Annotated in this window: 16 protein-coding genes; 7 read left to right on the top strand and 9 right to left on the bottom strand. The window is 41.7% G+C overall.

What is annotated here, in order from left to right:
- The first annotated feature begins 4 nt into the window (after positions 1-4).
- The 6 genes from FNL97_RS15455 to FNL97_RS15430 all read left to right on the top strand — a co-directional run bounded on the left by FNL97_RS15455 (position 5) and on the right by FNL97_RS15430 (position 3,799).
- Positions 5-376 carry a DnaJ family domain-containing protein gene (locus FNL97_RS15455; RefSeq protein WP_143416353.1) on the top strand — a complete coding sequence of 124 codons (372 nt, stop codon included), beginning with the start codon at positions 5-7 and terminating at the stop codon, positions 374-376.
- 185 nt (positions 377-561) lie between these two features.
- A complete protein-coding gene (locus FNL97_RS15450) occupies positions 562-1,152 on the top strand; it encodes a hypothetical protein (protein WP_143416097.1) in 591 nt (196 codons plus the stop codon).
- A gap of 63 nt (positions 1,153-1,215) precedes the next feature.
- The gene (locus FNL97_RS15445) at positions 1,216-1,830 is read left to right on the top strand and encodes an NAD(P)-binding protein (RefSeq protein ID WP_143416096.1); all 615 of its coding nucleotides are present in this window, start codon (positions 1,216-1,218) and stop codon (positions 1,828-1,830) included.
- Positions 1,831-1,915: 85 nt separating this feature from the next.
- Positions 1,916-2,290, top strand: a complete 375-nt coding sequence (locus FNL97_RS15440; RefSeq protein WP_143416095.1) for a GntR family transcriptional regulator — start codon at positions 1,916-1,918, stop codon at positions 2,288-2,290.
- Position 2,291: 1 nt separating this feature from the next.
- On the top strand, positions 2,292-3,149 hold the full coding sequence (locus tag FNL97_RS15435; protein ID WP_143416094.1) for an ABC transporter ATP-binding protein: 858 nt from the start codon (positions 2,292-2,294) through the stop codon (positions 3,147-3,149).
- Positions 3,150-3,151: 2 nt separating this feature from the next.
- On the top strand, positions 3,152-3,799 hold the full coding sequence (locus FNL97_RS15430; RefSeq protein WP_143416093.1) for an ABC-2 transporter permease: 648 nt from the start codon (positions 3,152-3,154) through the stop codon (positions 3,797-3,799).
- Between the two features lie 88 nt (positions 3,800-3,887).
- Here the strand turns inward: FNL97_RS15430 and bshB2 are convergent, their stop codons facing one another.
- Positions 3,888-4,541 (bottom strand): bacillithiol biosynthesis deacetylase BshB2, encoded by a 654-nt coding sequence (gene bshB2 / locus FNL97_RS15425; RefSeq protein WP_143416092.1) that lies wholly within the window; start codon positions 4,539-4,541, stop codon positions 3,888-3,890.
- Between the two features lie 18 nt (positions 4,542-4,559).
- Positions 4,560-4,904 carry a YojF family protein gene (locus FNL97_RS15420; protein WP_143416091.1) on the bottom strand — a complete coding sequence of 115 codons (345 nt, stop codon included), beginning with the start codon at positions 4,902-4,904 and terminating at the stop codon, positions 4,560-4,562.
- A gap of 162 nt (positions 4,905-5,066) precedes the next feature.
- On the opposite strand from FNL97_RS15420, the gene FNL97_RS15415 reads away from it, so the two are divergent.
- Positions 5,067-5,837: an arginase family protein gene (locus tag FNL97_RS15415; RefSeq protein WP_143416090.1), complete on the top strand. Its 771-nt coding sequence runs from the start codon at positions 5,067-5,069 to the stop codon at positions 5,835-5,837.
- A 59-nt stretch (positions 5,838-5,896) separates the two neighbouring features.
- Here the strand turns inward: FNL97_RS15415 and FNL97_RS15410 are convergent, their stop codons facing one another.
- From FNL97_RS15410 to sat, 7 genes are all read right to left on the bottom strand, one after another.
- Entirely contained in the window at positions 5,897-6,169 is a 273-nt protein-coding gene (locus FNL97_RS15410) for an acylphosphatase (RefSeq protein WP_143416089.1), read from the bottom strand.
- 117 nt (positions 6,170-6,286) lie between these two features.
- Positions 6,287-7,033, bottom strand: a complete 747-nt coding sequence (locus FNL97_RS15405; protein WP_143416088.1) for a sirohydrochlorin chelatase — start codon at positions 7,031-7,033, stop codon at positions 6,287-6,289.
- Between the two features lie 11 nt (positions 7,034-7,044).
- Positions 7,045-7,824, bottom strand: coding sequence for a uroporphyrinogen-III C-methyltransferase (gene cobA, locus FNL97_RS15400; protein ID WP_143416087.1), 780 nt, complete (start codon positions 7,822-7,824; stop codon positions 7,045-7,047).
- Positions 7,825-7,856: 32 nt separating this feature from the next.
- Complete coding sequence (locus FNL97_RS15395; protein ID WP_143416086.1) at positions 7,857-8,075, bottom strand: DUF3906 family protein; 219 nt, start codon at positions 8,073-8,075, stop codon at positions 7,857-7,859.
- Positions 8,076-8,087: 12 nt separating this feature from the next.
- Positions 8,088-9,713: a nitrite/sulfite reductase gene (locus tag FNL97_RS15390; RefSeq protein WP_143416085.1), complete on the bottom strand. Its 1,626-nt coding sequence runs from the start codon at positions 9,711-9,713 to the stop codon at positions 8,088-8,090.
- Positions 9,714-10,319, bottom strand: coding sequence for an adenylyl-sulfate kinase (cysC, locus tag FNL97_RS15385; protein WP_143416084.1), 606 nt, complete (start codon positions 10,317-10,319; stop codon positions 9,714-9,716).
- Between the two features lie 13 nt (positions 10,320-10,332).
- On the bottom strand, positions 10,333-11,493 hold the full coding sequence (gene sat / locus FNL97_RS15380) for a sulfate adenylyltransferase (protein WP_143416083.1): 1,161 nt from the start codon (positions 11,491-11,493) through the stop codon (positions 10,333-10,335).
- Positions 11,494-11,524 lie beyond the last annotated feature (31 nt).

The raw sequence follows: 11,524 nt of genomic DNA, 5'->3' as shown, positions 1-11,524 counted from the left end.
AATGATGGATATTATTTGGAGAGTTGCTGAAGATAAAATTCGTGAAGCGATGAAAAATGGCGAATTTGATAATCTTCCTGGTTTTGGAAAACCGCTTGAACTCGAAGATTTGTCCCATATTCCAGAAGACTTGCGGATCGGTTATTTGATGTTAAAAAACGCAGGCTACGTTTCTGAGGAAGCCGAGATAAAAAAAGATTTAATGACGTTAGAAGATTTGCTGCGCTGCTGTGAAGATGAAGAGGAAAAAGAGAAATTGAAGAAAAAGCTAAATGAGAAATTGTTGCGGTGGAATGCGCTCATGAAAAAGCGCCAGCAAACAAATTCTCAGGCGCTGCGCGACTACCAGCGGCGAATTGATGAGAAATTTCGCTAATTGATGAAAAAGCTTGCTGTGGAAAAACAGTAAGCTTTTTGTTTTTTATGAAAAGTTTTTAGAAAAAAGGGGAAAATATCGTTAGGTTTGTGAATTCGTTTCCGAGTCTGATGAAGCGAACAAATGGGCTTGTGGGAAATTGATTTCATTGAAACATATGATGCTTGAAGGAGAGTGGAAATGGAATGAAAAGAATGTGGATTTCCTTTGCTGTAGTGATGATGTTCATCATCCCGACAGGAGCATTTGCGGCGCATGAGAAAACAACTTTCGAACAGGGAAATGCAGAAGAAGTGATGGTGCAGGCATTCGCTGGGCATATGTTCAAACACGGGGAATTAGATGAACAAAAATGGATGGAGATAGTTAGAAAATACACGCCAGACCAAGCGAATGAATGGCAAAAGGTGCTTGACGAGCGGAAAGCGCTAAGAAAACAAATGCAAGATGAACAAGTAAAGCGGGCATTAAAGGCAAAATGCGAGGAAATGAAAAAGAAGAGAGAAGCAGCGTTTGACCAATTAATCGACCGTTTGGCTAACAAAGAAATAACGAAAGAGCAATTTAAGCAGGAATGGAAAAAATTACATAAAAAGAAAAAGTGGATGTCAAAAGAAGAAAAGCAAAAAATACGCGAGCTTCATCACAAAACATATGAAGCGATGAAAGAAAACGATAAAGAGGCGCTTGCTGCAATTCTGCCGCAATGGCTAGAGCATATGAAAAAAGAAAATGAACGGTTGGCAAAATGGATTCAAGAAGCGACGCAAAAATAATATAATGTAGAAAAAAGACCGTGTGTTGATGCACGGTCGTTTTTTATAAAGGGGAAAATAGTTATGGGATATCCGATTATGCTGAATGTCGCCAACCAACACGTTGTTGTCATTGGCGGCGGAAAGGTAGCGGAACGGAAAATTCATGGATTGCTAGAAGCAAAGGCAAAAATTACTGTCGTGGCTCCTGCGGTTACAGCAGGGATTCAGCAGCTAGTAGCTGCTGGAGCGCTCGTTTGGCGACAAAAAACGTTTTCACCTGACGATTTGGACGAAGCGTGGGTTGTGATTGCCGCAACGAACAATCGGGACGTCAACGAAGCCGTGGCCAAGGCGGCGAAGCCTTATCAGCTTATCAACATTGCCGATGATCCGGAACGGTCCAATTTTCATGTTCCTGCGGTAGTAAGACGCGGCAGACTGACGATTGCGGTTTCGACAGGCGGCGCAAGCCCGACCGTCGCGCAACAAATCCGCCGCCAGCTTGAGGAACTGTACGATGATGACTACGGACGGTATATCGATTTTCTTTACCAATGCCGGCAATGGATTTTACGAAATGTGCACGATGAGCAAAAAAGAAAAGAGCTATTTAAAGCCATCGCTGATGAATCATTTCGGAAGAGGGGGGATTGGGAGGAAGATTTAAAACATCTACTTAGGCAAATAGATAAATAGAAAATATTGACATAACAAGCAATACTGTATATACTGTATATATACAGTATTGCTTGTTTTTATTTAGAAGAAATGAGTGATAACAATGAATATTATTATATCTAACTCATCAGATGAACCAATTTATCAACAAATTGTCAAACAGATAAAAAACTTGATTATAAAAGGCGAGTTGGCGGAAAATGAAATGCTGCCTTCTATAAGGACTCTGGCAAAGGAACTGCAAATAAGTGTTATTACGACGAAAAGGGCATATCAAGAATTGGAGAATGAAGGCTATATTGTTACGGTGCAAGGAAAAGGAACCTTTGTGGCGGCTCAAAACAAAGAGTTATTAAAAGAAAATCAGCTAAAGATGATTGAGGAAAAGTTAACAGAAGCAGTCGAAGCAGGAAAATCGATTAATTTAACCATGGAAGAAATGCAGGAAATATTAAAAGTCATTTATGAGGAGGTATAATATGGAACCTATTTTAGAGGTCAGAAATTTGCGAAAAGAGTTCCAAGGATTTTCATTAAAAAACGTTAGTTTTGCTTTGGAAAAAGGATATATTATGGGATTTATCGGTCCAAATGGAGCAGGAAAAAGCACAACGATTAAGCTTATTATGAACCTTATTCATAAAGATGGGGGAGAAATTCAAGTTTTTGGCCTGGATAATGTGAAATATGAGAAAGAAATAAAAGAACGGATCGGATTTGTGTTCGACGAAAACTATTTTTATGATGAACTAACCATATCAGAAGTGAAACGAGTAGTTGCATCTCTTTATAGAAAATGGGATAACGAGCTATTTAATAAATATGTAAAGGAATTTTCATTGCCTTTAAAAAAGAAAATTAAACATCTATCAAAAGGAATGAAAATGAAACTTTCCCTTGCAATAGCATTATCCCATCATGCCGAATTATTAATAATGGATGAACCTACTTCAGGGCTTGATCCAATTATTCGAGGCGAACTGCTTGATATACTATCCTCTTTTATACAAGACGAAAACAAGGGCGTGTTTTTTTCTACGCATATTACTTCTGATTTAGATAAGATAGCGGATTACATTACATTTATCAATGATGGGGAAGTTATATTTTCTTGCACAAAAGACGAAATATTTGAAAATTACGGACTTGTTAAAGGGCCAAAGGAACTGTTGCATAGTAATATACAGCCGCTTTTCATTGGTGTTAAAGAAAATCAATTTGGATTTGAGGCATTAGTGAAAGATAAGCAACAAGTAAAAAGAATGTTAGGAGACAAAATTATAGTGGATAAACCTTCTCTTGAAGATATTATCATGTATTTTCAAAGGGGGATGTAACAATGTTTCAACTTATATTGAAAGATATACTACTTCTGAAAAAAATATTTTTATTTGCTGCAATTTATATTGTCGCGATGATGATATTTTTAAAACAAGATAGCACAGTCGTTTTTCTTGTTAGTATTATTGCAGTGAATTACATGCTAATACTATCAGCATGTGCGCATGACGATAAAAACAAAGCTGACATTTTGTTAAATAGTTTTCCTTTAACAAGACGGACTATTGTCATGGCAAGATATTGTTCTATATTTGTTTTTACCATCATTGCTATTGCGTATTACCTAGTGATTGCGTACATATTGCAAATGATAGGTCCTTCTATCCAAGTTCACAGTGTTTCACTCGAAAGTATAATAGTTGCGTTATGTGCTGTCATTTTTATTAACAGCATTTACTTTCCGGTGCTTTTTAAAGTTGGATTTATTCACTCTAGATTGGTGATTTTTGCTTTATTCTTTGGCACATTTGCGCTTGTTCCAAAATTTTTTGAACAAGCTAATCATCCATTTATTCAAAATGTGGTTCATTATCTTGAACGTCTTTCTGATGTCGAAGTGATGGCAATCGTCATAGTGGCGATGATTTCATTGTTGACGATTTCCTTTTTCCTTTCGTTACAGTTTTACCGCAAACGTGAATTTTAACATAAAACTTGTTTTATCAGAATGTGGGGGAAGAAGTATATTTCACAAGCAGGTCTGCTTCAATAAAGATCGACCTGCTTGTTTCTTCTCAATCATCCCATTTATACGTCCAAAACCGCTCTGTTTTCAGCCATTCTAACACGTCGCCGCCGCGTTTTTTCGCCGCTTTCATCAATCCTTCTGTTTGCGAGCGGTGCGCTTGGATAGCAGCAAGTTTTTTATCGATAACTGCGCTGACGTCGCGAACCACATCAGGCTGCCCTAAATCTTGTTCGCAGTTTTTGGAAAATGCGACGCAATAAACGGTAGGACGCTGATCTTTCGGAAGACGCCCAAGGGCGCGAATCACAGCGGCGCCGCATGCATTATGGTCTGGATGGACGCTATAACCAGGGTAAAACGTAATGACAAGCGATGGATTTGTTTCAGCGATAATTTCGCCAATCCGATCGGCAAGCAACTCTTCATCCTCAAATTCTACCGTTTTATCGCGGTAGCCGAGCAAGCGCAAATCGTGGATGCCGATTATTTTACATGCTTCTTCGAGTTCTTTTTTGCGAATGAGAGGAAGCGTTTCACGGTTGGCAAACGGTGGCACTCCCATGTTTCTCCCCATTTCCCCAAGCGTTAAGCAGGCGTATGTAATCGGTATGCCGTTTTCGGCGTACTGCGCTAACGTTCCAGACACTCCAAACGCTTCATCGTCAGGATGGGGGAATACGACTAATACATGTCTTTCCATGAACAATCCCTCCCTCTGTTAAAATGGCTCGTGGCTTAACTGCAGCGCAACGGCCAATTTTCCTTCATAATCATGTCCCGCTAACAACAATTGCCCTTTCTCTGTTAGTTCCCAGTCCGTTAACCCTTCCGCATACACCCAGCCGAAATCGAGCTTTAAGCCAATGCGATACGGTCCGTTTCCAGTGATTTTCCCGTGACTGAAACGAATAACACCGTTGCGAATATAGGCACCAGCGGAAAAGAAACCTTCATTGTGATGAGAAGCGTATGCACCGTTTGTTGTTTCTAAATGTATATATACATCTTGATTGGCAAAGCGGTTTAATGCGGTTTGCACTGCGTGAACATCAATCGGCTGCAAGCGAATCCCTCCTGCTCATTCATTTTCTACTATTTTACATGAAACAAGCAAAAAAACGGAAACATTTCGTTTGTCGAACTTTTTGATTATAATAAAAGAAGGCAGACATCGGAGACTCATCAAGTTTAAAATTTGCACCAACATGAAGAAGAGGTGTTATTGATGAGTTTTCAAGGAAATGGTGTAACGTTTTTAAACTTTGACAATACGTATTCCTCGCAAAAACAGCTTTTTCATTTCCCACACGAATGGATCGATTTTACCGATTTAGCACATACAAACTTATATTGTGAACGAGAATCATTGTGTGAAATCGAAAAACGTATCCGTCTTCGCAAACAAAAAGGAGCGGTGTTAATCGGAAACGGAAACTATCACTATGTTTCTTATCTGCTTATTCAAGAAATAAAGGAGCCATTTACTCTCGTTTTATTTGACCATCATACGGACGTTGGAACTGGAGATGACCCTGTTATTTCGTGTGGTTCATGGGTATCTCATGCGCTAAAGCATCCTTATTTAAAAAAGGTAGTCATTATCGGTCCAAGACCTTCGCAACAGCATCTTCGTTTATCTCCTAACATTACTGTCTTCCCAAATGATCATTACGATATTTCTCCTAACATGCTTTTTTCAATGATTCCTACTCATGGTGTATATATTAGTATTGATAAAGATGTACTTTGCCGTGATGATGCCGTAACGAACTGGGATCAAGGGACGATGCCGCTTTCGTTTTTGCTTTCCTGTCTGCGTTACCTATTATTCTATAAAAAGGTGATGGGTGTTGATGTATGCGGCGAATACCCACAAGCTTCCATTGATGTATTTAACCCCGTTTGCCGCGAAGCCAATCGGAAAAATGAACATGCGAATCGATGCATTATTGAAACATGTTTACACTATGCATCTACACATCCGCTTCCTGCGTAATGATATCCACATGATTTACGATACGAACAAAAAAGGGGCTGTGGTCTGTTTGCAGCCCCTCAATACATAATGCGAAATTGTTTTTCGTTATGGATACACGGAATTTCTTGTACAGAAACATCTGTTACTTTCGCAAACAATGTTCCTTCGCGGATTGTGTCTATAAATAATTGTATCGCTTCTTCATTTCCTTGCACTTCAAGCTCTACTGTTCCATCGTCATTGTTTCTGACCCAGCCGGTTAATTGCCGTTTTAGCGCTTCATATTGAGTAAAATATCGGAATCCTACGCCTTGAACGCGCCCATGAATGATTAAGCGAAACCGTTTCATATTCTGTCCGCCCCTCGCCATCTTTTTTCTATTCTCATCATACAATAGATAGGGGATTTTGTATATGTGGATGTAAGATAAGAGGGAGGACGAAAAGCGAAAGGGAGCTTGGCGATGTTAAGCTCCCTTATTCGCTCGTAACAATATTTGTGCGTTTTCTTTGATCATATTCTGCAAAAAAGGATGGTATCCTAAATAGTTGCATAAAATCCACTGTTTATTGGATGAAGAAAGAGAACGGAGCTGTTTTTCAATTGTTTTCATTAATACGCCAGTAAATAATAAATAAGGAACGACGAAAATTTTTTTGTAGAAAGAACGGCTTGCTTCATATAAACCGTCTTCCAATGTTGGCCGGATGGCGGCTAAAAAACATATATCAACGCGCGGGACGTTTGTTTTTGCTTGAAGCAGATTAGCGATCGCGGTGATATCACGCTTTGTATCCGGATCGCTGCTGCCGCGCCCGATGAGAAGAATCATGGATTCATGATCTAACGGCACTGCTTGTTCTTTTATCCGGTCTACAACAATGTCGATCATTGTCTCATGCACGCCAAACGGTTTTCCAAGCACGATTTCCAAGTGGGGATGACGCTGCTTTGCTTGCCGGATCGCTTCTGGAATATCGTGTTTGGCATGTCCTGCTGATAAAAGAAGAATTGGCAGAACAACGATGCGAGTTGCTCCTTTTTGAACACAAATATCGATTCCAGTGATAATATCTGGATAGGCAAGTTCAATAAAACAAAGTTCTTGAATGGGAACATCGATATTTGCCTTGCACCGTTTTACAAAGTCGCCCGCTTCCGCACGCGCTTTTGCAACGCGGCTGCCGTGACAGACGTACAATATTGCTTGCATATTCCACCTCATTATAATGCTGCATTGGCAACGGTTTGTTCATTTGGAAGCAGCTGTTCAAACCATTGAATGTTTTCGCGGAGTTTTACGACGTCCCCGACAATAATCATGCTTGGATTTTCGATCTTTTCTTTTGCGACAACACTGACGATCGTAGATAAGGTAGCGGTTACCGTCCGTTGTTCGGACGTTGTTCCCCATTGTATGACCGCAACGGGGGTGGAAGGTGCTTTCCCGTATTTGGTGAGCTGATCGCAAATATACGGCAGATTGCTAATGCCCATGTAAATGGCCAACGTATCAATTCCTTTTGCGAGACTTTCCCATTTTAAATCTTCTTCGCTTCCTTTGCGTTTATGGCCGGTGACGAAAGCAACGCTAGAGCTGAAATCTCGATGGGTGACAGGAATACCGGCGTAAGCAGCAGCGGCAATTCCAGAAGTAATGCCAGGAACGATTTCAAACTCGATTCCATGTTTTACAAGCGCCTCTGCTTCCTCACCGCCTCTGCCAAATACGAATGGGTCGCCGCCTTTCAAACGAACGACCATTTTTCCTTTTTTGGCGTGCCGAACGAGAAAATGATTAATGGTTTCCTGCTGCATGGTATGATAACCTGGCAATTTGCCGCAAAAGATGAGTTCCGCATCTTTTTTCGCATAGGATAGCAGCTCTTCATTAATGAGGCGGTCGTATAAAATGACATCGGCTTGCTGGATGCATTTAAGACCTTTTACGGTAATCAGTTCAGGGTCGCCGGGACCCGCGCCAACTAGATATACTTTTCCCATCTTTATTTCAGCCCTTTCTCGTTTGCTTGTTTTTATGAAGAATGGCGGGGTTCGCTATATACAACGAACCCGCCGCCGCGACGAATCGGTTTTTTTTCATGTAGAGAGATATCCGTATAATCAGGAACTTTTAAAAAATGTTTTTCTAATTCCACTTCAACGAGGCGAAATGCTTGTTCATCGTCGTTTGCAGCAATTACGACATAGATGATTTCTGTTTTTGTTGTTACTTCAAATCGATAAAGAAACATGGCTGTCACCTTTTATGCTACTGTACTGAGTTGTGATAAAATACGGTCTAATTCTGTTTGCAGCGCTTCTATTCCGACGCGGTCTAAGTAAGCTAAGAACGTTTCGCCCGGCAATTTGGTTTCTTTGAAATAAGTTAATAGCTGCAAAAGTACTTCGGAAATTCGTTCCGCGTCTACTTTTCCTTTTAATTTTTGATTGTATTTGCCGCCGTTGAGCAGCGTGCCGCCGACGTAAATTTCAAACGCTTCAATCATGCCTCTGTCTTTTGTTTTTGTTTTGATCCCTTGTAGGCCGATGTCTCCAATTTGCCGTTGACCGCATGAGTTAGGACAGCCGACCATATGAATCCGTACTGGAACGTCCAGTTCCAAATGTTCGTCTAAATATGCAGCGACGCGCCGCATCCGTTCTTTCGTCTCGACGAGCGCCAAATTGCAAAATTCAGTGCCGGTACAAGAGACAGAATAGCCGGTGAATGTTTTCGGACGGATCGAAATCCGCTCGAACACTTTTTCTTGTAATACAGCGTCAACATATTTATCTGGAATATTTGGAATAATTATGTTTTGCGAATTGCAGGTGCGGACTTCGCCGTTGCCGTACTGACGAGCGATTCTTGCGATTTCGAATACTTCATCTGCGCTTAAACGGCCAACTGGGACATTAAAGCCAATGTAGTTTAATCCTTCTTGTTTTTGGCGATGAACGCCGTAGAAGTAGCCGGGGTTCCAGCCTTTTTGTACGTCTTCGCCTTTCGATGGGAGCGGCCCAGTAAGCTCCATTAATTTTTCTTTAAATTTATCGACGCCCCAGTCAGCGACAAGGAATTTGAGACGGGCGCGGTGGCGTTTTTCGCGATAGCCGTAATCACGGAAAATCGTTGTAACAGCGACAGCGACATCTTTGACGCGATCTGGCGTCACGAACACATCCAACGTTTGGGCAAGATATGGAGCAGACGATAAACCGCCGCCGACTTTCACGTGGAATCCAAGCACTTCTTTGCCGTCGATCACTTTTTTCGCCGGTGTAAACGATAAACAATGGATTTCCGCGTTAACTGTGTTGTAGACGTTTGCGCTGATCGATATTTTATATTTGCGCGGCAAGTTGGAGAAGTCTTCGTTACGTTGGAAAAACTCATATACTTCACGAACGATTTCTCTCGTGTCAAACAGTTCGTCCGGATCGATACCAGCAAGCGGGTTGCCGACGATGTTGCGGGTGATATCGCCGCAAGCTCCAGCGGTAGATAATCCAACCCGTTTTAAACGATCAAAAATATCAGGAATTTGTTCGATTCGCAGCCAATGGAATTGAACAGATTGACGGGTTGTAATGTCAAACAAACCGCGTCCGTAATCACGGGCGATGCCTGCTAACGTTTCGAGCTGCTCGTTAGATAAAATTCCGGAAGGAACACAAACGCGCATCATAAAATAGCCATCTTCTTTTGGGCGTTGCAGGTAAAGCCCTGCCCATTTGAAATAATCCCATTCTTCTTGCGGAATGGAAGAGAATCCATGCTTTGCATAATAAGGAATATCTTCAAAAATTTTTAGCCCGTCTTTTTTGAGCTTTTTTAATTCCGTTTTGTTTAAATTCGGGTTATTTGCCCATACTTTTTCGTATGCCATTTAAAATTCCCCCTTGATAAAATTTCGATCGCGCAAGTAAGCAAGCACTTGATTGGCGCATTCATCGATCGTGTAGCGATGTGTTTCAATCGTTAATTCCGGAGAGACAGGCGCTTCATACGGAGAATCAATCCCGGTAAAATCGCGAATTTCTCCGTTTCTTGCTTTTTTATACAATCCTTTTGGATCGCGTCTTTCACATTCTTCTAACGGGCATTTCACATAAATTTCGATAAACTCATCTTTTTCTACTAAATGCCGAACAAGTTCACGATCTTGAGCAAAAGGAGAAATAAATGCCGTTAAGACGAATTGCCCGCTGTCAACAAACAGCTTGGCGACTTCGCCGATACGGCGGATATTTTCGGTGCGGTCTTCTGCAGAGAAGCCAAGGTCTTTATTTAAACCGTGGCGTATGTTATCGCCGTCTAACACATAATTTTGAATGCCAAGATCAAATAATTTTTTTGACACGGCATTGGCGATCGTCGATTTGCCGGAGCCGGAAAGCCCGGTAAACCATAAAATGCAGCTATGATGCCCATTTCGTTTGCGACGATCTTCTTTTGTAATCGCGGTTTGGTGCCAAACGATGTTCGTGCTCAATTTTCTTCCTCCTTTAACGAGTAGATTGGGATACAGCTTCGCGCTGCTGCAACCCTTTCATTAATACTGCAACTACTTCCGGGCGGCTAAACGTGCTCGGCGGCACTTGGCCGTTGCGCAGCATTTCCCGCACTTTTGTGCCGGATAATACAACATGGTATTTTGAATCATGCGGGCATGTTTTCGTCGACGCCATGCCTTCGCATTTCGTGCAATAAAAGCTATGTTCGAAAAACAGCGGCGTAATGCCCAGTTCTTCCGGTGTGAAATTTAAAAAGATTTTTTGCGCATCATACGTGCCATAGTAATTGCCGACGCCGGCATGGTCGCGGCCGACGATGAAGTGGGTGCAGCCGAAGTTTTTGCGCACCATCGCATGGAAAATCGCTTCACGCGGTCCGGCGTAGCGCATCGCTGCTTGGAACACTCCTAGAAAGACACGATTTTGCGGATAGTAGTTTTCCAACAATACTTGATAGCTTTCCATGCGGATGTCTGCTGGAATATCGTCCTCTTTTGTTTCACCGACAAGCGGGTTTAAAAAGAGACCGTCGACGATTTCGAGCGCGCATTTTTGGATGTATTCATGGGCGCGATGGACAGGGTTTCTCGTTTGAAAACCGACAACGGTTTTCCAGCCAAGCTCGGCAAAACGCTTACGTGTTTCGGCCGGATCGAAGTAGAATGGAGCGAAACGCCCTTTATCAGTGCGTTTTACTAATGTAATCGGGCCGCCTACATATACATTTGGCTTTTCAAATAGTTTCCGTACGCCTGGATGTTTGAGTTCATCCGTTTTATAAACGAGAAGTGCTTCTTTTGTTTTATCAGGTTGATAGATTTCTTGAATATCAATGACTCCATAGACTTCTCCGTTGTAAACGAGTTTGGCCGTTTCGCCGACGGAAAGCTCTTTTGCTTTTTCTTTTGTTACAGCAAGTGTAATGGGAATGCTCCATACGGTACCGTCGGTTAAGCGCATCGTTTCAACGACAGAGTCATAATCGTCTTTGGTCAAAAATCCAGTAAGCGGACTGTAAGCTCCCGTTCCGATCAGTTCTAAATCACTTAATTCGGCATTTGTCAGCTCAATTTCTTTTGTCAGTGCATCCAATGGGTAGTCAGGATTCCATCGATTGATTAATGTACCTCCGTGTGGAATGCTTAAGCTCATTGTTCATAACCCCCTGGAATTAGTATTTCAT

The organism is Geobacillus sp. E263, from assembly GCF_007197795.1.
Lineage (GTDB): Bacteria > Bacillota > Bacilli > Bacillales > Anoxybacillaceae > Parageobacillus_B > Parageobacillus_B toebii.
Note: the sequence above shows the minus strand (reverse complement) of the source record. Positions and strands in the feature narration are given on the sequence as shown.

Bases quoted from the DNA above. Each gene is read 5' to 3' on its own strand.
- FNL97_RS15405 (WP_143416088.1), bottom strand. From the start codon at position 7,033: ATGCAAGCAATATTGTACGTCTGTCACGGCAGCCGCGTTGCAAAAGCG.
- FNL97_RS15410 (WP_143416089.1), bottom strand. From the start codon at position 6,169: ATGAAACGGTTTCGCTTAATCATTCATGGGCGCGTTCAAGGCGTAGGA.
- FNL97_RS15395 (WP_143416086.1), bottom strand. From the start codon at position 8,075: ATGTTTCTTTATCGATTTGAAGTAACAACAAAAACAGAAATCATCTAT.
- FNL97_RS15445 (WP_143416096.1), top strand. From the start codon at position 1,216: ATGGGATATCCGATTATGCTGAATGTCGCCAACCAACACGTTGTTGTC.
- FNL97_RS15390 (WP_143416085.1), bottom strand. From the start codon at position 9,713: ATGGCATACGAAAAAGTATGGGCAAATAACCCGAATTTAAACAAAACG.
- sat (WP_143416083.1), bottom strand. From the start codon at position 11,493: ATGAGCTTAAGCATTCCACACGGAGGTACATTAATCAATCGATGGAAT.
- FNL97_RS15435 (WP_143416094.1), top strand. From the start codon at position 2,292: ATGGAACCTATTTTAGAGGTCAGAAATTTGCGAAAAGAGTTCCAAGGA.
- FNL97_RS15430 (WP_143416093.1), top strand. From the start codon at position 3,152: ATGTTTCAACTTATATTGAAAGATATACTACTTCTGAAAAAAATATTT.
- FNL97_RS15455 (WP_143416353.1), top strand. From the start codon at position 5: ATGGATATTATTTGGAGAGTTGCTGAAGATAAAATTCGTGAAGCGATG.
- cobA (WP_143416087.1), bottom strand. From the start codon at position 7,824: ATGGGAAAAGTATATCTAGTTGGCGCGGGTCCCGGCGACCCTGAACTG.
- bshB2 (WP_143416092.1), bottom strand. From the start codon at position 4,541: ATGGAAAGACATGTATTAGTCGTATTCCCCCATCCTGACGATGAAGCG.
- FNL97_RS15450 (WP_143416097.1), top strand. From the start codon at position 562: ATGAAAAGAATGTGGATTTCCTTTGCTGTAGTGATGATGTTCATCATC.
- FNL97_RS15440 (WP_143416095.1), top strand. From the start codon at position 1,916: ATGAATATTATTATATCTAACTCATCAGATGAACCAATTTATCAACAA.
- FNL97_RS15415 (WP_143416090.1), top strand. From the start codon at position 5,067: ATGAGTTTTCAAGGAAATGGTGTAACGTTTTTAAACTTTGACAATACG.